The sequence below is a fragment of the Vibrio scophthalmi LMG 19158 genome (genome assembly GCF_000222585.1).
GTDB classification, from domain to species: domain Bacteria; phylum Pseudomonadota; class Gammaproteobacteria; order Enterobacterales; family Vibrionaceae; genus Vibrio; species Vibrio scophthalmi.
Genome location: NZ_AFWE01000023.1, coordinates 29,703 through 52,077, shown reverse-complemented (window position 1 = coordinate 52,077; position 22,375 = coordinate 29,703). Strand labels below are relative to the sequence as shown.

The 22,375-nt window shown below is 44.7% G+C and carries 26 protein-coding genes; 17 read left to right on the top strand and 9 right to left on the bottom strand.

The genetic code is table 11. The annotated features are described in order from the left end of the window. The first annotated feature begins 45 nt into the window (after window positions 1-45). Window positions 46-804, top strand: coding sequence for a hypothetical protein (locus RH88_RS01010; RefSeq protein ID WP_005592836.1), 759 nt, complete (start codon window positions 46-48; stop codon window positions 802-804). Window positions 805-968: 164 nt separating this feature from the next. On the opposite strand, the gene suhB is transcribed toward RH88_RS01010, so the two are convergent. Then, a complete protein-coding gene (gene suhB / locus RH88_RS01005) occupies window positions 969-1,772 on the bottom strand; it encodes an inositol-1-monophosphatase (RefSeq protein WP_005592835.1) in 804 nt (267 codons plus the stop codon). A 178-nt stretch (window positions 1,773-1,950) separates the two neighbouring features. On the opposite strand from suhB, the gene trmJ reads away from it, so the two are divergent. The 11 genes from trmJ (at window position 1,951) to ndk (ending at window position 10,436) form a co-directional block, all read left to right on the top strand. Next, a complete protein-coding gene (gene trmJ / locus RH88_RS01000; protein ID WP_005592833.1) occupies window positions 1,951-2,676 on the top strand; it encodes a tRNA (cytosine(32)/uridine(32)-2'-O)-methyltransferase TrmJ in 726 nt (241 codons plus the stop codon). A 119-nt stretch (window positions 2,677-2,795) separates the two neighbouring features. Further along, window positions 2,796-3,302, top strand: coding sequence for a Fe-S cluster assembly transcriptional regulator IscR (gene iscR, locus RH88_RS00995; protein WP_040757785.1), 507 nt, complete (start codon window positions 2,796-2,798; stop codon window positions 3,300-3,302). A gap of 30 nt (window positions 3,303-3,332) precedes the next feature. Continuing rightward, window positions 3,333-4,547 carry an IscS subfamily cysteine desulfurase gene (locus RH88_RS00990; protein WP_005592830.1) on the top strand — a complete coding sequence of 405 codons (1,215 nt, stop codon included), beginning with the start codon at window positions 3,333-3,335 and terminating at the stop codon, window positions 4,545-4,547. 50 nt (window positions 4,548-4,597) lie between these two features. Beyond that, window positions 4,598-4,978, top strand: a complete 381-nt coding sequence (gene iscU / locus RH88_RS00985) for a Fe-S cluster assembly scaffold IscU (protein WP_005592829.1) — start codon at window positions 4,598-4,600, stop codon at window positions 4,976-4,978. A gap of 67 nt (window positions 4,979-5,045) precedes the next feature. Continuing rightward, window positions 5,046-5,369 carry an iron-sulfur cluster assembly protein IscA gene (gene iscA, locus RH88_RS00980; RefSeq protein WP_005592828.1) on the top strand — a complete coding sequence of 108 codons (324 nt, stop codon included), beginning with the start codon at window positions 5,046-5,048 and terminating at the stop codon, window positions 5,367-5,369. 53 nt (window positions 5,370-5,422) lie between these two features. After that, window positions 5,423-5,938, top strand: a complete 516-nt coding sequence (gene hscB, locus RH88_RS00975; RefSeq protein ID WP_005592827.1) for a co-chaperone HscB — start codon at window positions 5,423-5,425, stop codon at window positions 5,936-5,938. A 20-nt stretch (window positions 5,939-5,958) separates the two neighbouring features. Then, the gene (gene hscA / locus RH88_RS00970; RefSeq protein WP_005592826.1) at window positions 5,959-7,812 is read left to right on the top strand and encodes a Fe-S protein assembly chaperone HscA; all 1,854 of its coding nucleotides are present in this window, start codon (window positions 5,959-5,961) and stop codon (window positions 7,810-7,812) included. Window positions 7,813-7,823: 11 nt separating this feature from the next. Further along, entirely contained in the window at window positions 7,824-8,162 is a 339-nt protein-coding gene (gene fdx, locus RH88_RS00965; RefSeq protein ID WP_005592825.1) for an ISC system 2Fe-2S type ferredoxin, read from the top strand. 98 nt (window positions 8,163-8,260) lie between these two features. Further along, window positions 8,261-8,455: a Fe-S cluster assembly protein IscX gene (iscX, locus tag RH88_RS00960; protein ID WP_005592824.1), complete on the top strand. Its 195-nt coding sequence runs from the start codon at window positions 8,261-8,263 to the stop codon at window positions 8,453-8,455. 199 nt (window positions 8,456-8,654) lie between these two features. Next, the gene (pepB, locus tag RH88_RS00955; RefSeq protein WP_005592823.1) at window positions 8,655-9,941 is read left to right on the top strand and encodes an aminopeptidase PepB; all 1,287 of its coding nucleotides are present in this window, start codon (window positions 8,655-8,657) and stop codon (window positions 9,939-9,941) included. Window positions 9,942-10,010: 69 nt separating this feature from the next. Next, complete coding sequence (gene ndk, locus RH88_RS00950; RefSeq protein ID WP_005592822.1) at window positions 10,011-10,436, top strand: nucleoside-diphosphate kinase; 426 nt, start codon at window positions 10,011-10,013, stop codon at window positions 10,434-10,436. Between the two features lie 87 nt (window positions 10,437-10,523). Here ndk and csdA read toward each other — a convergent pair whose 3' ends face one another. The 4 genes from csdA to RH88_RS00930 form a co-directional block, all read right to left on the bottom strand. Beyond that, on the bottom strand, window positions 10,524-11,735 hold the full coding sequence (csdA, locus tag RH88_RS00945; protein WP_005592821.1) for a cysteine desulfurase CsdA: 1,212 nt from the start codon (window positions 11,733-11,735) through the stop codon (window positions 10,524-10,526). Further along, complete coding sequence (locus RH88_RS00940; protein ID WP_005592820.1) at window positions 11,735-12,334, bottom strand: DJ-1 family glyoxalase III; 600 nt, start codon at window positions 12,332-12,334, stop codon at window positions 11,735-11,737. The genes csdA and RH88_RS00940 overlap by 1 nt, the downstream gene beginning before the upstream one ends. Window positions 12,335-12,338: 4 nt before the next feature. Further along, complete coding sequence (gene panE, locus RH88_RS00935) at window positions 12,339-13,220, bottom strand: 2-dehydropantoate 2-reductase (RefSeq protein ID WP_005592818.1); 882 nt, start codon at window positions 13,218-13,220, stop codon at window positions 12,339-12,341. 103 nt (window positions 13,221-13,323) lie between these two features. After that, window positions 13,324-14,106, bottom strand: a complete 783-nt coding sequence (locus RH88_RS00930) for an outer membrane protein OmpK (protein WP_005592817.1) — start codon at window positions 14,104-14,106, stop codon at window positions 13,324-13,326. A gap of 347 nt (window positions 14,107-14,453) precedes the next feature. Here RH88_RS00930 and RH88_RS00925 point away from each other — a divergent pair, with 347 nt between their 5' ends. The 3 genes from RH88_RS00925 to RH88_RS00915 are packed head-to-tail and all read left to right on the top strand — an operon-like array spanning window position 14,454 to window position 16,326. Continuing rightward, window positions 14,454-15,026, top strand: coding sequence for an LON peptidase substrate-binding domain-containing protein (locus RH88_RS00925; RefSeq protein WP_005592816.1), 573 nt, complete (start codon window positions 14,454-14,456; stop codon window positions 15,024-15,026). A gap of 56 nt (window positions 15,027-15,082) precedes the next feature. Beyond that, window positions 15,083-15,667: a sigma-70 family RNA polymerase sigma factor gene (locus tag RH88_RS00920; protein ID WP_040757787.1), complete on the top strand. Its 585-nt coding sequence runs from the start codon at window positions 15,083-15,085 to the stop codon at window positions 15,665-15,667. Next, window positions 15,664-16,326, top strand: coding sequence for a ChrR family anti-sigma-E factor (locus RH88_RS00915; RefSeq protein WP_005592814.1), 663 nt, complete (start codon window positions 15,664-15,666; stop codon window positions 16,324-16,326). Before RH88_RS00920 ends, RH88_RS00915 begins: the two co-directional genes overlap by 4 nt. Window positions 16,327-16,386: 60 nt before the next feature. On the opposite strand, the gene RH88_RS00910 is transcribed toward RH88_RS00915, so the two are convergent. From RH88_RS00910 to RH88_RS00895, 4 genes are all read right to left on the bottom strand, one after another. After that, entirely contained in the window at window positions 16,387-17,763 is a 1,377-nt protein-coding gene (locus tag RH88_RS00910) for an AmpG family muropeptide MFS transporter (RefSeq protein ID WP_005592813.1), read from the bottom strand. Between the two features lie 85 nt (window positions 17,764-17,848). Further along, a complete protein-coding gene (locus tag RH88_RS00905; protein WP_005592812.1) occupies window positions 17,849-18,394 on the bottom strand; it encodes a peptidylprolyl isomerase in 546 nt (181 codons plus the stop codon). Further along, window positions 18,394-18,966, bottom strand: coding sequence for a YajG family lipoprotein (locus RH88_RS00900; protein ID WP_005592811.1), 573 nt, complete (start codon window positions 18,964-18,966; stop codon window positions 18,394-18,396). Before RH88_RS00900 ends, RH88_RS00905 begins: the two co-directional genes overlap by 1 nt. A gap of 59 nt (window positions 18,967-19,025) precedes the next feature. After that, window positions 19,026-20,156, bottom strand: coding sequence for a methyltransferase (locus tag RH88_RS00895; RefSeq protein ID WP_005592810.1), 1,131 nt, complete (start codon window positions 20,154-20,156; stop codon window positions 19,026-19,028). 148 nt (window positions 20,157-20,304) lie between these two features. On the opposite strand from RH88_RS00895, the gene RH88_RS00890 reads away from it, so the two are divergent. Next, window positions 20,305-20,610: a BolA family protein gene (locus RH88_RS00890; RefSeq protein WP_005592808.1), complete on the top strand. Its 306-nt coding sequence runs from the start codon at window positions 20,305-20,307 to the stop codon at window positions 20,608-20,610. A 424-nt stretch (window positions 20,611-21,034) separates the two neighbouring features. Next, complete coding sequence (locus RH88_RS23160) at window positions 21,035-22,375, top strand: Na(+)-translocating NADH-quinone reductase subunit A (RefSeq protein WP_005592807.1); 1,341 nt, start codon at window positions 21,035-21,037, stop codon at window positions 22,373-22,375.

Genomic DNA, 22,375 nt, shown 5'->3' with positions numbered 1-22,375 from the left:
TTGGTATTATTTACCATACAGCTAGTTTAAGAAATGAGGTGTCTTATGAAATTCAACACTAAGCTAGTTTTAACATCCCTTATCTCAGTCCCTTTACTAGCTGGCTGTGTCACACCCGGCGAAGATGATGCCAACGCAGCGACTAAGCAAGGAGCAGTTGGTGGGGCATTATTAGGCTTAACTATGGGAGCATTAACTGGCGAACCCGATCTCGCGGTTAAAGGTGCGATTGCTGGAGGGGTCGCTGGCGGTGTGGCAGGTTCAAGCCAAGATTTGCAGAGTAATCGAGATAATATTCGTCATGATAGTCGTAATGATGCTATCACTGCGTTAGGGGGGGATAAAACTGCCGCTAGTCCGCAAAATTGGCAGCAATTAGAAAACTTTGTCGGTGAGTGGAACGTCAATATTCAAAATCATATTGTGACGATTGAACATCAAAAAATTAGTGCTGAAGGGAAATTGGCATCACTGTCAAATGCGGATGTAAGTATTACCAATGAAGAAGGGGTTAATCTTAATGCTTCGTTTAGCTATCAACCAACGACCGGGCATCAGCTGCAGATTGATAACCGAATAAAAAACGTCTCGGTTAATTTTGTTGGCGAAGCGCTCTCGGATCGTAATCGAATTTCTTTTTATCCAACCAATATAGATGATGTAATTTACAATGATATTCCTAGTTCGGATGTGCGTCTTGAATTGAGTTTTGTCGGTAATCAGGTGTGGTTAATTGATAGCTATGCTTATATTGAAGGCAGTGAACAAAAGCTGCAGACATTTCGTTTTACTCGAATCAGTTAATCGCAATCAACATACTTATTCGCATGCTCTAGCCAGCCATCATCACTGCTTGGCTATCATAATCCGTCCTCAATGTGTAAACACATTTCAGGACGGGACAGGACAAACAAAAAAGCCCCGCTCAGAGAGCGGGGCCTTTTTATAATCAGCTGTGACGATAGCGATTATTTTAGCATTGCAGCATTACCGTTTTCACGGATGTGCTTAAGAATGCCTTTAACGCCACGAGCACTTGAAGCAACGATGTTGCCAGATGTCATGTAGTCAGTACCGCCAGCAAAGTCAGTTACGATTGCGCCTGCTTCACGAGCGATAAGCTCACCTGCTGCCATATCCCAAGGTTTTAGGCCTAGTTCAAAGTAACCATCAACACGGTTTGCCGCTAGGTAACATAGGTCTAGAGCTGCAGAACCAGTGCGACGGAAATCTGCACAATCAACAAATAGAGCAGACATGATCTTGAAGTAAGACTCAGAGTGCTGTTTTTGTTTGAATGGGAAACCAGTAGCAAGGATAGTACCTTGTAGATCTTTTACTTGTTTAACGCGGATACGTGCATTGTTCAGCTGAGCGCCAGAACCACGTTGAGCGGTAAATAGTTCGTTAAGCATTGGATCGTACACACAAGCTACTTCTGTACGGCCTTTAATGCGTACAGCGATAGAAACAGAGAAGTGTGGTAGACCTTTAACGAAGTTAGACGTGCCATCCAGTGGGTCGATGATCCATTGTACTTCTTTATCGCGACCGTCAATAAGGCCATTTTCTTCAGCAACGATACAGTGGTCTGGGTAAGACGCTTTAATGGTATCGATGATCAGTGCTTCTGCTTCTTTGTCTACGTTAGTAACAAAGTCGTTCGTGCCTTTTAGAGTAGATTCAATCTTCTCAGCATTTTCAAGTGATTTGGCAATGTGGTTGCCAGCTTTTCGTGCAGCACGAATAGCGATATTAAGCATTGGATGCATACTAAATTTCCCAACGGATGTTAAAGAACAGAAAAACGGCCGGAAGTATAACAGAATAAACCGGAAAGGGAAGTGGTTAATTTTCGCACTATTGATCGGCCCAATTGAATCACGACACCCCTTTTCCTCTTCAATGTGATAATATCTCGCAGCTTTATAATGCGATAGGTAATCGGTCATGCTTAACAACGTCAAAGTGGTCTTAGTTGGCACTTCTCACTCCGGAAACATTGGCTCTGCAGCGCGAGCAATGAAAGTGATGGGCTTAACGAATATGGTTTTGGTTGATCCACAATGTGAGGTCGATGATCAAGCTGTAGCACTGGCTGCTGGCGCAAGTGATATTGCTCTTAATGCTCAAGTTTTTGCAACATTGGAAGAGGCTGTCTCTGATTGTGCCTTGGTGGTAGGATCGAGTGCTCGTTCACGTACGCTTGATTGGCCAATGCTTGAGCCGCGTGAGTGCGGTGAAAAATGCGTCCAAGAAGGCCGCGAGGCAAATGTTGCAATTGTTTTTGGCCGTGAGCGTACCGGTTTAACTAACGATGAACTACAGACCTGTCATTATCATGTCTGCATCCCTGCCAACCCTGAATACAGTTCATTAAACTTGGCGATGGCGGTTCAAACCATTAGCTATGAAATTCGTATTGCGCATCTAGAACAAGAGAAGCTTGGCTACCCTGAAGCCGAGGTTCCAGAATATCCTCGTCATAAAGAACTAGAAATGCTTTATCAGCATCTTGAAAAAGTGATGATTGATACCCAATTTATATCTGAAGACCAGCCGAACAAAGTGATGAATAAACTGCGTCGTTTGTTTAGTCGAGCTCGTCCAGAGCAGCAAGAGATTAATATCTTACGCGGAATATTAACGGCGGTTGAAAAATCAACCCAACGTTGATCTCGGCCTAACACCTATCTTTCGGTAATACCTGACTAAAATGGTCAAATAAATACTTGACCATTTTAGTCAGGTATGGAAAAATTGTTACCACATGAACAATGTGGATATGGTGTTATATGAGACTTACATCTAAAGGAAGATATGCAGTTACGGCTATGCTAGATGTGGCACTACACTCTCAGCAAAACCCTGTACCGCTTGCTGATATTTCCGAACGACAAGGCATTTCTCTATCTTACTTAGAGCAATTGTTTTCTAAGCTACGTAAAGCAGGTTTGGTTGCTAGTGTACGCGGCCCTGGTGGTGGTTACCGCCTTGGTGAAGATGCACAGAATATTGCAATAGGTACGGTAATTGCGGCTGTAGATGAGTCAGTAGACGCAACTAAGTGCAACGGCAAAGGTGACTGCCAAGGTGGTACTCGTTGCCTTACACACACATTGTGGCGCGACCTGAGTTCCCGCATTAGTGACTTTCTTAACAACATCACCCTAGGTGAGTTGATGAGAGACAACGAAGTCCTCGAAATTTCTGACCGACAAGACTTAGATCTTGCGGTAAACCATAGCTTAACCAATCGCGACTCTTTGAGTGCGGCTATGGGAATCAATGTCCGCTCATAGGCGGTCAGTAAGTTTACATTGGAGTAAAGAATGAAACTGCCGATTTATCTCGATTATTCAGCAACTTGTCCAGTTGACCCACGAGTTGCTGAAAAGATGGTTCAGTGCATGACGATGGATGGTACGTTTGGTAATCCTGCGTCACGTTCACACCGTTACGGTTGGCAAGCCGAAGAGGCAGTCGATAACGCTCGCGAACAAATCGCTGAGCTGCTAAACGCAGACCCTCGTGAAATCGTATTTACTTCTGGCGCAACTGAGTCTGATAACTTAGCTATCAAAGGTGCTGCGCATTTTTACGAGAAGAAAGGTAAGCACGTCATTACCTGCAAAACCGAACACAAAGCGGTACTGGATCCTTGTCGCCAACTTGAGCGTGAAGGCTTTGAAGTGACATACCTGGCGCCGGAAGCTAATGGTCTTGTCGACCTAAACAAACTTCAAGCGGCGATGCGCGAAGATACCGTCTTGGTTTCTATCATGCACGTAAACAACGAAATCGGCGTAATCCAAGATATTGCAGCGATTGGCGAACTATGTCGTGAACGTAAAATTATCTTCCATGTTGATGCTGCACAGTCTGCAGGTAAAGTTGCGATTGATGTGCAAGAGATGAAAGTAGATCTTATCTCCTTATCTGCACACAAAGTTTATGGCCCGAAAGGCATCGGCGCACTGTATGTACGTCGTAAGCCACGTATTCGCCTTGAAGCTCAAATGCACGGTGGTGGCCATGAACGTGGATTCCGTTCAGGCACGCTAGCAACACACCAAATCGTTGGCATGGGTGAAGCTTTCCGTATTGCGAAAGAAGAGCTACAAAAAGATTACGATCATGCATTGGCCCTTCGTAATCGTTTATTTAATGGTGTGAAGGATCTTGAAGCCGTAACGGTTAATGGTGACTTTGATCAACGTGTACCGCACAACTTAAACATCAGCTTTGCTTTTGTTGAAGGTGAGTCGCTACTGATGTCACTGAAAGATCTAGCCGTTTCTTCAGGCAGTGCATGTACATCAGCCAGTCTTGAACCATCATATGTTCTGCGTGCTCTAGGTTTAAACGATGAGTTGGCACACAGTTCAGTTCGATTCTCATTTGGTCGTTTTACGACGGAAGAAGAAGTGGACTATGCAATTGAACAAATCCGTGTAGCGGTGAATAAGCTACGCGACATGTCTCCTCTATGGGATATGTACAAGGAAGGGATCGACTTAAACACGGTTGAGTGGGCGCACCACTAATCAGTTAGCATCCCAATTGATATAGATGTAGAGGATTCGAGGTAGATATTATGGCGTACAGCGAAAAAGTAATTGATCATTATGAGAACCCACGTAACGTTGGTTCTTTTGATAAAGAAGATCCATCGGTAGGTAGCGGCATGGTTGGTGCTCCTGCGTGTGGTGATGTTATGAAGCTTCAAATCAAAGTAACGCCGGAAGGTATTATTGAAGACGCGAAGTTCAAAACTTATGGTTGTGGTAGCGCGATTGCGTCAAGCTCACTGGTGACTGAGTGGGTTAAAGGCAAATCAATCGACGAAGCGGCAGCAATCAAAAACTCTGAAATTGCAGAAGAGCTAGAACTTCCACCAGTGAAAGTTCACTGTTCAATCCTAGCGGAAGACGCAATTAAAGCAGCAGTTGCTGACTATAAGAAAAAACATCAGTAAACTCGACTTTGTCATGATGGGAGCAAGCCTCCCATTTTATTGGTAATAGAAACAATCAAGGTGCAGTATGGCCATTACATTAACAGATGCAGCCGCTAGCCGTGTAGGCGCTTTCCTAGAAAATCGTGGGAAAGGCGTGGGTTTGCGTCTCGGTGTAAAAACGACAGGTTGTTCGGGTATGGCTTATGTACTTGAGTTTGTCGACGAGTTAAATGAAGAAGATGAAGTCTTTGAGCACAAAGGCGTTAAGGTAATCATTGATCAAAAGAGCCTTGCTTATCTTGATGGCACAGAGCTTGATTACGTAAAGCAGGGATTGAACGAAGGTTTCGAGTTCAATAACCCGAATGCGAAAAGTGAATGTGGCTGCGGTGAAAGCTTCAACGTTTAATGATTGATCTCCTACTTGTGAAAGTAGGAGAGATTGCCAAGGGCTAGATTTAAATGAATCACTTCGAATTATTTGGGCTACCAACTCAGTTCAGTCTGGATGGTGGCCTTCTTTCTTCTCAGTTCCGTGAACTGCAAAAACGTTTTCATCCTGACAATTTTGCAACTGCTTCTGAACGCGATCGCTTAATGGCGGTACAGAAAGCAGCACAAATCAACGATGCTTATCAAATCCTGAAAAAGCCGCTCTCGCGTGCTGAATATCTCATTGCCCAAAACGGTATTGAACTTCAGGGAGAACAACAAACTTTACAAGATCCAATGTTTTTAATGGAACAAATGGAATTGCGTGAAGAGTTGGAAGAGATCCCAAGTGGAGCGGATCCTGAAGCTGCATTGTTTGAGTTTGATGAAAAGGTGACTAAAACGTATAAACAGCAGCTGATCGAGATAGAAAAAGAGCTCAACGAGGCTCAATGGACTCTCGCTGCTGATCGCGTACGTAAGCTTAAATTTATTGCCAAATTAAAACATGAAATCGAGTTAGTGGAAGAAAGACTACTCGGTTAATCTCAGAGCAAGGACTAACAATGGCGTTACTTCAAATTGCAGAACCGGGTCAGAGCTCGGCACCCCATGAACATAAATTGGCGGCCGGTATTGATCTTGGCACTACCAATTCATTGGTTTCGACGGTTCGTAGCGGTGATGCTGCGACATTAGAAGATGATCAAGGTCGTCGTATTCTGCCTTCTGTCGTTCATTACACTAATGATGCGGTTTTGGTTGGCCACGAGGCGCTTGCACATTCTGAACAAGATGCTGCCAACACTGTTATTTCAGTCAAACGCCTGATTGGTCGTTCACTGACAGATATCAATCAGCGTTACCCTTCTTTACCTTATCAGCTGACTGCCAGTGATAATGGCTTGCCTATTTTACAAACCGCGGGTGGTAACAAGAACCCGATTGAGGTTTCAGCGGATATTTTAAGCGCTTTGAAAGTGCGAGCGGAAACCACATTGGGTGGAGAGTTAGCGGGTGTCGTGATTACCGTTCCAGCCTATTTCGATGATGCACAGCGCGCAGGTACCAAAGATGCGGCTAAATTGGCCGGTTTACATGTACTGCGTCTGCTTAATGAGCCAACGGCTGCCGCAATTGCATACGGTCTCGATTCTGGCCAAGAAGGTGTGATTGCAGTTTATGACCTTGGTGGTGGTACTTTCGATATCTCGATTTTACGTTTATCGAAAGGTGTATTTGAAGTATTAGCGACGGGCGGTGACTCTGCTCTGGGCGGTGATGACTTTGACCATCTTTTGGCTGAGTGTTTATTGGCCAAGATGGGTTTAGAAATTTCGTTATCTGCTGAACAAAACCGCACATTGCTTAACGCTGCGCAGAAAGTGAAACAGTCGTTTTCTACCCAAGATGTCGCTGATGTAGATGTTCTCGGCTGGCAAGGCACCGTGACTCGTGAAGAGTTTGAAGATCTTATTCGTCCTTTAGTGAAGAAGACCTTAATGTCGTGCCGACGTGCATTGAAAGATGCAGAAGTGGATCTAGAAGACGTGAACCAAGTGGTTATGGTTGGCGGTTCTACACGCACTTTGTTAGTTCGTGAAATGGTCGGTGAGTTCTTTGGCCGTACCCCGTTAACCAGTATCAACCCAGACGAAGTGGTTGCGATCGGTGCGGGCATTCAAGCGGATATCCTAGTTGGTAATAAACCTGACTCTGAAATGTTGTTACTTGATGTTATTCCACTTTCGCTCGGTATCGAAACCATGGGCGGACTAGTGGAAAAAATCATTCCGCGTAACACCACCATTCCAGTTGCTCGTGCACAAGAATTCACCACCTTCAAAGATGGTCAAACTGCGATGACGGTACATACCGTGCAGGGTGAGCGTGAAATGGTCGATGACTGTCGTTCATTAGCGCGTTTCTCGTTAAAAGGCATTCCACCAATGGCGGCGGGTGCTGCGCATATTCGTGTCACTTACCAAGTCGATGCGGATGGTTTATTGTCTGTTACCGCGATGGAAAAGAGCACCGGCGTACAATCTGAGATTCAAGTGAAGCCTTCTTACGGCCTAAGTGATAATGAAGTTGCTGATATGCTTCGTGATTCAATGACCTATGCCAAAGAAGACATGCAAGCTCGCGCGCTTGCTGAGCAACGTGTTGAAGCGGATCGTGTTATTGAAGGTTTGATTGCAGCGATGCAAGCGGACGGTGCTGAGTTACTTTCAAGTGAAGAAGAACAAGCGCTGCTAAAAGTGATTGAAACCCTTATTGAACTGCGCAACGGCGATGATGCCGATGCGATTGAGTTAGGAATTAAGGCGACAGATAAAGCAAGCCAAGAGTTTGCATCTCGTCGTATGGATAAATCGATTCGAGCTGCGTTATCTGGTCAGTCTGTCGATGATATTTAAGAGTAGAAGTTATGCCTAAAATTATCGTATTACCTCATGAAGACTTGTGTCCTGAAGGCGCTGTATTAGAAGCTCAAGCGGGCGAGACAGTTTTGGATGTGGCACTGAAAAATGGTATTGGTATCGAGCACGCGTGTGAAAAATCATGTGCGTGTACTACTTGCCACGTTATTGTTCGCGAAGGTTTTGATTCACTAGAAGAAAGTGATGAGCTCGAAGATGACATGCTGGATAAAGCATGGGGTTTAGAGCCTGAATCTCGTCTTGGTTGCCAAGCGCGTGTTGCACAAGAAGATCTTGTGGTAGAAATTCCACGTTATACTTTGAACCACGCATCAGAAGATCATTAATCAATTCGCTGAGCCCATGTATCGATGTTGTTGAACAACATTGTGATAAACAAGGCTCAGGTGAGTGTTAACTATACTGACTTTAAGGAAGATGACGAATGAAATGGACCGATTCACGTGATATCGCGATTGAGCTTTGTGATAAGTTTCCAGAGACTGATCCTAAAACAGTGCGTTTTACCGACTTGCATCAGTGGATTTTAGAGTTGGATGATTTTGATGATGAGCCAAATCATTCGAATGAAAAAATTCTTGAAGCGGTCATTTTATGCTGGATGGATGAAGCGGATTAAAGCGTGATGTTACGCACCGTCAAAAAGTATTAAAAAAAACGGGCCTTATGGCCCGTTTTTTTATCCAAATGACATTTTTGCGTGACATAATGCTAACATCGAACTCGATACCAAAGTCTGCCTTATTATGCAAAGGCGAGGGGACTTCGGTATAGAGCAAAAGGCGTAGTCAACGCCATAATTAAGACAAGGAGAAACCATGTCTACACAGATGTCGGTATATTTAAGCCAAACTGAAGCTGCGGCACATTGGGGTAACAAAGCACTTGTTTCTTTCACTGAGCAAGGCGCAACGGTTCATCTTGCTGAAGGCTATGATCTTGATGCAATTCAAAGAGCGGCACGTAAAATCGTCTCACAAGGTATCACTGATACTGCGCTCGATGGTCAAGGTTGGGATGTAGAAACCATTTGGGCCTTTTTCCAAGGTTTTCGTGAACCAAAGAAAAACACCAATGTCACTTGGCAGCCTCTGGAAGAGGCGCACCAAGTAGAGTTAGAAGCTCGCATTCAAGCGACCGCTTTTACTTGCGATATAATCAATAAATCCGCTGAAGAAGTCGCGCCTCGTCAACTCGCTACCATGGCTGCTGAGTTTATTAAATCTGTTGCGCCAGAAGGCACAGTAACGGTTCGTATCGTTAAAGATAAGGATTTACTTACTGAAGGATGGGAAGGCATTTATGCGGTTGGACGCGGTTCTGAGCGCACATCTGCAATGCTGCAACTTGATTACAACCCGACTGGAGATGAAAACGCGCCCGTTTATGCGTGTCTCGTCGGTAAAGGCATCACTTTTGACTCTGGTGGTTACAGCCTAAAGCCGTCAAACTTTATGACGGCAATGAAATCGGACATGGGTGGTGCAGGTACGATTACGGGTGGTCTAGGTCTTGCAATCATGCGTGGTCTTAACAAGCGTGTAAAACTGATCCTATGCTGCGCGGAAAATATGATTTCAGGTCGCGCACTTAAACTCGGCGATATCATCACTTATAAGAATGGTAAAACCGTTGAAATCATGAATACTGATGCCGAAGGCCGTTTGGTGCTGGCTGATGGTTTGATTTATGCCAGTGAGCAAAACCCTGAGCTGATTATCGACTGTGCAACCTTAACTGGCGCAGCGAAAAATGCACTAGGTAACGACTATCATGCGCTAATGAGTTTTGATGAAGCACTTTCTCATCAAGCGCTGACTTGTGCACGCGAAGAGCAAGAAGGATTGTGGCCTTTACCTCTTGCTGAGTTCCACCGTTCAATGTTGCCTTCAAACTTTGCTGACCTATCCAACATCTGTAGTGGTGATTACTCTCCAGGTGCGAGCACGGCAGCAGCATTCCTCTCTTACTTTGTTGAGGATTACAAAAAAGGTTGGTTGCATTTTGATTGTGCGGCGACTTACCGTAAAGCTCCGTCAGACAAATGGGGCGCGGGTGCAACCGGTGTGGGTGTGCGCTCTTTGGCTCGCATTTTGGTTCAATAAACACACGATCAATATGAGCAGCGTTTAGACTGCGTAATGAAAATTAGAAGAGAAGTAGAAGGAAATCATATGGCTCTAGAAAGAACGTTTTCCATAGTAAAGCCTGACGCGGTAAAGCGTAACTTGATTGGTGAAATTTACAGTCGCTTTGAAAAAGCAGGTTTAAGCATTGTTGCAGCAAAGATGGTTCATCTTAATGACGAACAAGCGAGTGGCTTTTATGCAGAGCATGAAGGCAAAGAATTTTTCAATGATTTGAAAGCATTCATGACCTCGGGCCCGGTAATGGTTCAAGTGCTGGAAGGTGAAGAAGCGATCACTCGTTACCGCGACTTGATGGGTAAAACCAACCCTGAAGAAGCGGCATGTGGCACCATTCGTGCTGATTACGCATTGAGCATGCGTCATAACTCAGTACATGGTTCAGATAGCCCTGAATCTGCTGCGCGTGAAATTGCGTTCTTCTTTCCTGAGTCAGAGATTTGCCCACGCTAATCTCAATCAGCAAGAGTTAAAAAAAAGAGCCTCAACAGAGGCTCTTTTTTTATCTGAAAATTAGTCAGAATCATTTAAAAATGAGTGCTAGAGCATGTCGAGTGCTTTCTCTATCGCGGTGATAAGTCGCTCTGCATCATCTTGGTCATTGTAGATGGCAAAAGAGATTCGCACCGTCCCCGCAATGCCCAGAGCATCCATTAATGGGTGCGCACAGTGATGGCCTGCACGAACTGCAATGCCTTGTTGATCGAGCAGTGTTGCAACGTCTTGATGATGCACGCCATCAACAACAAAAGACAACACCGACGCATTGCTTTGGTAGCCAATCACGCGAACATCGGCATGTTGGCAAAGTCGCTGGTAGACCTTATCGACTAATGCATGAATGTGCTGCTCCACCTCTTCTCGACTAAATTGGCCATACCATTCTATCGCGGTTGCAAGCGCGATGGCTCCTGCGACGTTTGGGGTGCCGGCTTCAAATTTACCTGGAAGTTGACTGTAGGTCGTACCGGAAAATGAGACCTTCTCAACCATCTTGCCGCCGCCATGCCAAGGAGGCATCGCTTCGAGTAGTGCTAATTTACCATACAACACGCCAATGCCAGCAGGAGCAAAAATTTTGTGACCGGAGAAAACCACGAAGTCAGCATCTAAAGATTGTACATTGATCTCTTCATGGACAATGCCCTGAGCGGCATCAATAACCACAACGGCACCATGTTGATGAGCAAGCTCAATCATCGACTCGATAGGTTGGCGACTGCCGGTAACATTCGTGGTATGCGCGAGTGCCACAATCTTTGTTTTACTGCTCAATGCGCGCTCAAAAGTATCAACATCCAGTTGACACCTTGAGTTCATCGCTATTTTCACTACGGTTGCGCCAGTTTGCTCAGCCACAATCTGCCATGGCACGATATTGGCGTGATGCTCCATTTCACCAATTAGAATTTCATCTCCCGCTTGGAGAGTATTACGCGCGTAAGTTTGAGCGATTAGATTGAGAGCTTCCGTGGCTCCGCGAGTCCAGATGATCTCTTTTTCGCTTGCCGCATGAATGAAGTTGGCGACGCAATGGCGGGCCGCTTCAAATTGGCTGGTGGCTTGAGCCGTTAAACTGTGGCTCCCACGATGAACATTGGCATTTTGATGACTGTAGTAGCGACTGATTGCATCGATCACCACTTGTGGTTTTTGTGTCGTTGCAGCACTGTCTAGATAAACCAATGGTTGTTGGTTCACCCTCTGAGCAAGCGCGGGAAACTGCACTCGAATTGCCTTGATATCCAACATTAGTTTTCACCCAGTTCATGGTAATGCAGTACAGGCATGGTCACCATCGGTTCTGCGATTGACCAGGCGTGCGCTTTACCGGAAAGTTGAATGACGATTTCCATCGCAAATTCCAAAGCACTACCAGGGCCTTGGCTGGTTAACAGATTATGTGTGACGTCATAGGTGACACGTTTTACGCGCCAATTTTTTGCAGCGATATGGCTTTGAAAACTTGGATGACAAGTCATTAAGGCTTGCGGATAGAGCTGGTGATGGGCCAATACTAAGGCTGGAGCGGCACAGATGGCTGCGACCAGCTTGCCTTCGTACATTTGTTGACGGATGATTTCAACCAGCACGGTACTATCACGAAACACTTCGCTACCGCCCACGCCACCAGGCAGGATCACCGCGTCAAATTCGTCATCCGCAATATCAACCAAGCGACAATCAGCGGTTAGCGTGACGCCGCGCGAGGCTTTCATCGTCAATTGACCACAAAAATCTGCACTTGCCACCACGACTTCGTAACCTGCGCGCACCATAATATCGATAATGGTGATGGCTTCCATTTCTTCACTGCCAGTGGCGATTGGGACTAGTACTTTTTTACTCATAGGATTACCAATTCTGCTCTATCTGTTTGATGGCATGGTACAACTGTTCATTGAGAGAAACATCAATCGCATGGATTTGCGCGGTTTGAATCAGGTGACCGGTGATAAAGTCTATCTCGCTTTGTCTCCGATGAGCAATGTCTTGCTGCATTGAGGAGTAGTTATTCGCCGTTGCATTGATGACATGATTGATGCTTTGGCGTAATGCGTCACTATCGACGTCTAAACCTTCAGCCAACATCACTTGAGCGACTTCAGTGGAAATTTGATCCAATTGCTGACGGTATTTAGCTTGTGCCAATTCGCCATTACGAACTTGATGTAAAGCGGTTAATGGGTTTATGGCGCAATTAATCGCTAACTTATTCCATAGTGCTTGTTCAATCTTACGATGCCAGAGCACTTGTGGAAGGGCGTGATTAAGTACTTCAACCAAAAACTCACATTGCGTCCCACGCGCATTGGCAGCACCCAGCAAGGTTTGACCTTGGCCGGTATGGTGCACTTGATGGTTGGAAGGGCGGTACGCACCGTGTGTTGTAGTGGCAAGCAATAGAGGGTTATGCGGAAAACGTTGCTGAGTTACTTGCGCTGTACCCATGCCATTGTGCATCAATAATAGGATTGCATCGGGATGAATGTGAGCGGCAATAGACGCTAGTACATCGTTAACTTGTGGCGCTTTTAGCGTGATAAGAACGACATCGGCCTGCGCAAGCTGCGCGGGATCGTTATTGATCAATTGAATGGCTTCATATTCATCACGTTGGATTGAAATATGTGAAGAGTCACTGCGACTCCATAGGCAAACGTGATGCCCTGCTTGGGTTAGGTAGCTCGCCCAAAGAGAGCCAATTGCCCCTGGGCCAACAATGGCAAAATTCATGAGAAGGACCGATTTAGATTAATGGCAAAAGGATAATGGCCTCCTCAAGGAAAGCAAATAAAAAAGGCACCTGAGGGTGCCTTTCGTGTCTGTTTGAGCAGAATTAGAAGTTGTACTGCAGACGGTAGATAATTAGGTCTTGATAGTCTTTACGCGCAAGCTTGTTGACTGTGTAGCGGTAAAGAACACCGGTTGACCAGTTTTGGTTGATGTTCCAAAGTGCGTTGATCGAGCCGTTTAGACCCCAGCTTTCTGGATTTTCATCTGAACCTGCCGTTGTGCTTTGTAAGCGAGAGTATGCATCATTACGTGCAAACTCGTACTCACCCCAAGTAGAGAAGGTGAAGTTTTGGCCCGCTATATCTGTGTTGTAGAAACCAACCCAGCCAGCCATACCGCCGTTGTTACCAGTGATATCACCACTGTTGATCTGATGAGCACCAATGAATGGTGTAAATGCCCAGCCATCGCCTTTCAGGCCTGTGTAGCCAAGGCCAAGAACGCGATTTTGCTCATGAAGAGCGCTTTTATCTGCGTCAGTATTATACACTTGGGCGTAAAGGCTGATGCCTGAATCAGTCAGATTATAGTGAATAGTACCTTTTGCCGATGCACCACGATCATCACCTGCACGATCGACTCCTTCATAATCGTAGAAGCCGTAGATTTGACCCCAAGTGAAACCTGCGCCACCTTCAATACCAATGACAGCTTGGTTACGCTCAGAAATATCGCCACCGAAGTTATCAACATCGTTACCGATACCTTGATTCCAAACTTGATAGTCAAGATACATACCACCAAAACCGTATAGATATTCTGCTTGAGCAGGGATTGCCGCTGTTGTCGCAGCAACAACGCCAAGAGCTAAAAGTGTTTTACGCATAAAGAAGTCTCTCAGGAGGTTGTGATTGTTAATTTTACATGTGTAAGTGGTTGCACAATCTAATCTGCTTTCACTTGTTGGTGGGAATAATAGCGATCTACATCTTAAAAAAAAGTGCTATTTGATGTAAAAACTTATAAAACAGGCGATCTTGATCACGTTTATTGACAAAGTAATTACAAACAAACTTAGTTTCATTAAGTTGCAACTAAATTGTATGAGGTATCGTTTACGCAAGCGCTTGCGTAAAGTTTGTTGTGCATCGATTAACCAACAGTAAAGGTAAATGATCGAATTGAGTTTCCTTTGCGTATAACTCCTCCAAAGGGTTCTTTTAGGATTTATTGATGACCGAAGTTATGCTTTTTCCTCTCGGAACTGTGGTTCTACCCGAAGGTAAAATGCGTTTAAGAATATTTGAACCGAGGTACAAGCGATTGGTCGCTGAAGCCAGTAAGCATGATGGTACCTTTGGGATCTGTCTGTTCGAACGCAGTGAAGAAAACCCTCGTGGTACGCTCTCCCACACGGGCTGCCTTGTAAAGATAGTGGATTTTGAAACGCTTGATGACGGGTTGCTCGGAATTACAGTAGTTGGTCTGAAGCGATTCGCATTAGGGCGGATTCGTGTTGATTTTGATGGCTTGCGGTTTGCTCAGGTGGAGTGGTTACCCAGCTGGGAAATTCAACATCTCAGTGATGATAAGCAGTATCTTGCTCAACAATTGAAGCGAGTTTACACACGCTTTCCTCAAATAAGTGCTTTGTATCCGCAGTGTTACTTTGACGACGCATCTTGGGTGACTCAGCGTTGGCTCGAGTTAATACCGGTTGAACTGCACCATTTTGATTTTTTAACCGATCAAAATGATTGTCAGCAGGCGATGGATTATTTATCGGTGACGATTGATAAAGAGTGATCGCTTTTTAAATGGCGACGTATACAGTTAAAATTAAACACCTCAAGGAAGTTGGAATGAGTTTACCTGACACCAACACCTACACGCGGGCTGATTGGACCGCGTGCATGGACAAGATAAAGCAACGGGACAAGCACGCCTATGCTTTGGTGTTTTATCATTTTTCACCTCGCCTCAAGCAGTTCGCCTTCAAACACATGGGAAACGAACAAGTGGCCATCGAGTTAGTGCAGGAGGCGCTCGCAACGGTATGGCAGAAAGCGGCATTGTTCGATGGTAGTAAAAGCTCTTTGTCGACATGGGTCTATACCATCGCAAGGAATTTATGCTTCGATTTATTACGCAAGCAAAAAGGCCGTGATGCTCACGTTCTCGCTGATGACATTTGGCCAACCGATTTTATCCCGCCAGATCTGATAGAACATTATTCTCCGGAACATGAGATGTTGAAAAAACAGGTTCTCAAATTCTTAGATTTATTGCCCGAAGCACAAAGAAAAGTCGTGCAAGCCGTGTATCTCGAAGATCGACCTCACCAGCAAGTGGCAGAGATGTTTGATATACCTTTGGGGACGGTGAAATCCCGCTTGAGATTGGCAGTCGAGAAATTAAGAAACACCATAGAGGCGGAGCAGTTATGAGTTATCACCCCAAATATGAGATGTTGCAAGCTTATGTGTATAGCGAGTTAACACCGGTCGATGGCTTCGCTTTAGCCACCCATATTGAATCTTGCCCACAATGTCAGCAACATGTCGCTAAGATTGAAGAACAAGCGGGCCTTGAACTCGAGACGATGGAGGTTGAGGAATCCTTTGATATGAGCGTGATATTTGACCGCATTGTCGCCCTTGAGCCTTGCGATGAACCAATACGTATTGCTCGTAAACCAAGGATCGTTGAGGTTAATGGACGCCAATTCTCCCTGCCGCTTACGCTCAGTCGTTTTAGTGATGATATTGGTGAGTGGAAGAGTTACGGTGGCAAAGTGTTTAGCGCGCCAATCAATTTAATGGAAGGCGCTAGAGTTAATTTACTCTACATCACCGCTGGCGTGAATATACCGCAACACACGCACAAAGGTTTTGAATCAACACTGGTATTGCATGGCTCTTTCAGCGATGAAGAAGGCGAGTATTACGCGGGTGACTACTTACTTAAAGATTCAAGTATTAAACACAGTCCTTTTACCAAGGAAGGTGAAGACTGTCTGTGCTTAACCTTCTTAACTGAACCGATGCTGTTTACTCAAGGTGTTGCGCGTATTTTTAATCGCTTTGGCAAAGGTTTGTATCCATAGTGAATAAGCGTATCTCGATGTTGTCTGTGAAATAAAAGGGTCGCTGATGCGACCCTTTTTCTATTTCTGCTGTGTTGAATCAATATCTTCTTGGTCACGTAAGCGCGCTTTATCTAACATGTCATTAAAGTAGTCACGCATGGTATACAGCATGATAAGGCTAGGGATCACCATTAACGCGGTAATGATAAAGAACATCGACCAATCATTGAGATAATCGACGAGTTCACCACTAAAAGAGGCTAAAGTGGTGCGGCCAAAGTTGCCTAACGAGGCTAATAGCGCATATTGAGTTGCTGAAAAGGCTTGTCCTGTCACCACGGTTAAGAAGGAGACAAAGGCAACGGTAGAGAACGCCGAGGTAAAGTTATCGACCACCAAGGTGGCAAGAAAGAGTGACTCACTTGGGCCTACTTTTGCAATCCATGCAAACATTAGATTACTGGCTGCCATCGCAATACCACCAATCATTAAGCCTCGTACAATACCAAACTTCACATTGACCATACTGCCAATCAAGGTGAATAGCATGGTTAAGCCCCAACCAATTAGTTTGGAATAGTAGCCAATTTGCTCATTGCTGAACCCGATGTCCTTGTAAAAGGCTATCGACATGCGGCCAAGAAACGCCTCACCAATCTTAAATAGAAAAACAAATAACAGCAGTGTCAGAGCAACACGAAAGCCATTACGTTTAAAGAAATCGATAAACGGCTCTAGAACCGTCACTGTAAGCCAAGCCACTACTGGATTGCCAACGACCTTGTTATGACGAGCTTCGGCCTTGGCCTGTAGCGCATCGCGTTTGGTTACAGGCTCTCCAACCAACAAGGTAAATAACATCAATAAGCCGACGATCACCGCCATGCCGTAAAAAACACCATTCCAGCCGATGCTATCTGCGTTAATAAAGGCTAAATAGCCCGGTAGTGAATAACCTGTCCACCAACCAATAACCGCCATCGCGGAGGCTTGAGGTAACTTCTCTGATTGGGATTTAGGGAAGGTATCAATGCGATAAGCATCAATGGCGATATCTTGGGTTGAGGATGCGATAGCAATGCAGAGTGCCAACATTGAAGTCAGCATTAAGTTTTTTGCAGGGTCAACACCAGCAATCATCAGCGTACAGATGAGCACGACACTTTGGCATAAGAATATCCAACTGCGTCGTTGCCCTAGAGATCGCAGCAATGGCAGTTTGACGCGATCCACTAAGGGAGCCCAAAGGAAGTTAATTGCATAAACCGCAAATACACTACCAAAATAGCCGATAGCGGTACGCGTTAGGCCCGCGTCTTTTAACCAGCCTGACATATTAGAGCCGATCAGTACCCATGGAAAACCGCTCGAACAGCCGAGCATAAATACCCAAAGTAGGCGTTTATCTAGGTAACTACGAACGGTGTCTGACCATGACATTGAAGCGTTAGCCATAACGAATCCTTGAAAAAGCGTGATTCATATTAGAAACGAAGAGAGAAAAGAAAAGGCTCTCATTGAGAGTGAGAGCCTAACTGTATTAGTCGAGAAGCGTGACTTTTTTTATCACGATCGCTTCTACAGGAACATCGCGGTAACGACCAACAGAGTGTGTTGGTTTTCTTGCCATTTCTTGTACAACATCAAAGCCTTGGACGACTTCACCAAAAACAGCGTAGCCGGGTGGGCGAGAGCTGGCATTAAGGAAATCATTATCCGCTAAGTTGATGAAGAATTGACGAGTAGCAGAATTAGGATCGTTAGTACGAGCCATGGCAATCGTTGCTACATTGTTTGGTAAACCATTGTTTGCTTCATTCTTAATTGGTGCATAAGTGTCAGCACGATTCATATCAGTATCAAAGCCACCGCCCTGAGCCATAAAGCCTGGAATGACACGGTGAAATTGTGTACCAACATAGCTGCCATCTTTTACATACTTAAGGAAATTCGCAACAGAAACTGGTGCCTGCTGGCTATTAAGCTCGATAACGATTGAACCTAGATTGGTTTCCATTTCAACTTTAGGCCCTGCAAAAGCAAGGTTTGAAACCAGCGCAAAACACGCCAGGGCGTATTTCCACATTAGAAACGCTCCTGCATGTAGCTTTGCAGTTCACGGTCATTTGCAATTTCACGTAGTGCTAGGTTAGCAACATCGTTTAATACCAGTTCAATTTCTTCGTTAGAAGCGCTCAATGCACCATTACGGTTTGCCGTTGCGGTGTAGAGTTTAACCAGTTTTCCTTTTGGTGTTTCAGCGGTCAGTTCGATAACGAGTTTCGCGTCCATCTCATTTTCCATCACAGAATGCTTCACAGACACCAGCATCTCTTGTACTTGCAGTACGATAGAGTTGTCACTGTTGACTGAAGTGCGGAAACCTTGAGATTGAAACTGTTCTAATAGGGCATTTTCTAAGGTGATACGTACATTCTGTTTTGAATGAAGTGGTTCAATATTTGAACGGCCACTGTCAACAAGCGCGACATACTGTGCTGAGCGTACATCTTTACTGGTTAGTGAGAATGTACTGCCATTAACAATGTTGCTATTACTCAATTCTGCACGAGGGGCAAAGTTAAGTTGCTCTTGTTGAGGGGCAGAACAAGCGGTGAGTAGTAATGCCATAGACGCGGCGAGAACCAGTTTTCTCATTGTCATTTCCTTTTCTATTTTTTTGCACAGAAGCTAAAATCTTGAGCGATAATAGTGGACTACTTAGTCGCTTGTAAAATCACAAATTTCTTATTTACTGCAACGACAGAGACGTTGGACTTACCAAACAGTCGTTTTAACTTCACATCGTATCCGAGGTGACGGTTACCGATAACTAATAATTGCCCACCAGTGCTGAGAACATGCTGTGCATCACAGAACATCTGCCAAGCGATATGGTCGGTCACGGCTTGTTGCTGGTGGAACGGTGGGTTACAGACTACAAGGTCATAACCAGCGGCTTTGATACCATCTAAGCAGTTGTTCGCCATGCAGTGGAAACGCTCAGATTGGCCAACGTTATCGAGTAGATTTTGCTCAGCAGATGCGACCGCCATAAAGCTCTCATCGATACAGGTAATCTCAAGGCTTGGGTTCAGTTGTGCCAATTTAATTGACAAAATACCGTTGCCACAGCCTAAATCAATCGCATGCTTATAGGTGTCATCTGCGGGTAAATTTTGCAGCATGAAACGCGCGCCTTGATCCAAGCTCTCGCCGGAATACACATTGGCGAGATTTTTCAGCGTAATATTGTGTTCATCAACCGCCCAAGTCGTAAACGGCTCAACGTCGATAGGTTGAGGACTATTAGCAAAACTGAACACTAAGCGGTGTTTTTTCCACGCAAGTGACGTTTTTGTCTCACCAAGATATTTTTCAAACAATTTTAAGGTCGAAGAGTGGATCTCTTTGGCTTTATTGACGGCAATCACGGGGATATGACTTGGTAAGGTTTTACGCAATTGTGCTAGTTGCCAAGTTAAGTAGCGATTGTTGCGTGGGATTTGCATGATCACCAAATCGACATCCGTAGGGATGCTTTCAAGGCTAGACGCTAGCACGACTGGATTGCAGTGATTGTCGGTTAGATTATTACGTGTGGCTTGCTGTGCTATAAAAGAGTCACTTAGCATGGTGACATGATGTTTATCTGCTAACCAACAACTGAGCGCGCCAAAACTGTCATTGAGCACGACAATTTTTTGCCCGGCAGAGAGCGCCATCTCTTCGATATGTTGAATTAGGTATTCATCACCAGCGTCCCATGCCTGTAATGTTTCGTTATTACGTTTTGGATAACGAAAGAGAGTTAATGTACGATCATAAAGAGAAAGATCAGTTTTCATAAATGGAACGCTTTGTGTTTTTTGATTAAAAGAAATTGTCGCAGATGACGAGCAAAGTGAAAACTAAAACCTTTTGATTTACGTATCATATGACTATGATGCAGTGATAATAATTAGTCATACTGTTAATAGGAAGTGGTGAAGCACTATGTTAGAAGAAGTCATCCAAACCAAACTCCACCAACAACTCTCACCGAAACACCTTGATGTCATTAATGAAAGCTACATGCATAATGTTGCGCCCGGCTCTGAAAGCCACTTTAAGGTGATCGTCGTCAGTGAACAATTTGAAGGGCTGCGCTTGATCGCAAGGCACCGTATCATTAATCAAACCTTAGCCGATGAGCTGGCGAATCATATTCATGCCTTAGCGATTCATACTTATACGCCGAGCGAATGGCTTGATTTGCAGCGTGCACCAGATAGCCCAATGTGCTTAGGTGGCGACAAGTAATTTATGAGGCAGCCGTGGGCTGCTTTTTTAGATTAATCATTATCCTTATTAACATTGTGGAAACATAAGTCAGAATGAAACAAAATAAAAATAATCGTTTCATTATGTTAACTATCAATAATAATATTTATGCTGACAACAATATATCGATGTGCGATGGGTCAAAATTATGATTATTCTTTGGCCTTTTAAACTCAATTCCTAGCATTTATTACTGCTATACCTCTGATTGGTCATGGCATCAGATTCGGAAATGATGATAGACTATCGCACCTGATAAATCTCACGTATTATATGTGAAGAAATTATTACTAGGATGTTGCGATTTTGGCGAAAATATACGCCGAAACCGGACACTGATGTCGTGTCTAAAAGTTACGCAATTTAAAGAATCTTTTTCCCGATAAAAGTAGTGCAAGTGCGTATGATTACAATAAAGAAGGGTCTGGATCTTCCTATCGCGGGAACTCCTGCCCAGGTGATTAGTGATGGCAAAGCCATCAAAAAAGTCGCCTTGCTTGGCGAAGAGTACGTTGGCATGCGTCCTACCATGCATGTCCGCGTAGGCGATGAAGTGAAAAAAGCGCAAGTTCTTTTTGAAGACAAGAAGAACCCTGGCGTGAAGTTTACTTCACCAGCAAGCGGTAAAGTGATCGAAGTTAACCGTGGCGCTAAACGTGTCCTTCAATCTGTAGTGATTGAAGTGGCAGGTGAAGAGCAAGTTACTTTCGATAAGTTTGAAGCTGCTCAACTAAAAGGTTTAGATCGTCAAGTGATCAAATCTCAACTAGTTGAATCAGGTCTTTGGACAGCTTTACGTACTCGTCCGTTTAGCAAGGTTCCAGCAATCGAATCTTCTACTAAGGCTATCTTTGTTACTGCAATGGATACTAATCCACTCGCAGCACAGCCTGAGTTGATCATTAATGAACAACAAGAAGCATTTATCGCTGGTCTTGAAATTCTCTCAGCCCTAACTGAAGGTAAGGTTTACGTTTGTAAATCTGGCTCAAGTTTACCTCGTTGTTCACAGTCAAATGTCGAAGAGCACGTTTTTGATGGCCCTCACCCTGCTGGTCTTGCCGGCACTCACATGCATTTCCTATATCCGGTAAATGCAGAGAACGTGGCGTGGAGCATCAACTATCAAGACGTTATTGCTTTTGGTCAATTGTTCCTAACCGGTGAATTGAATGTAGAACGTGTTGTTTCATTGGCAGGCCCTGTCGTGAACAAACCACGTCTTATTCGTACCGTTGTAGGTGCAAGCCTTGACGAGTTAACTGACAACGAGCTAATGCCTGGCGAAGTTCGCGTGATTTCTGGCTCAGTACTTAACGGTACTCAAGCAGCTGGCCCTCATGCTTACCTTGGTCGTTACCATCAGCAAGTGTCTGTTTTGCGTGAAGGTCGTGAGAAAGAGTTGTTTGGTTGGGCTGTCCCAGGCAAAAACAAATTCTCAGTAACCAAATCTTTCCTTGGTCATATCTTCAAAGGTCAGTTGTTTAACATGACAACGACGACGAACGGTAGTGACCGTGCAATGGTTCCAATTGGCAACTACGAACGCGTAATGCCGCTTGATATGGAACCAACATTGCTACTTCGCGATCTATGTGCAGGTGATACGGACAGCGCGCAAGCGTTGGGTGCACTTGAGCTGGACGAAGAAGATTTAGCATTGTGTACCTTTGTATGTCCAGGTAAATACGAATACGGTCAACTGCTTCGTGAATGCCTAGATACCATTGTAAAGGAAGGGTAA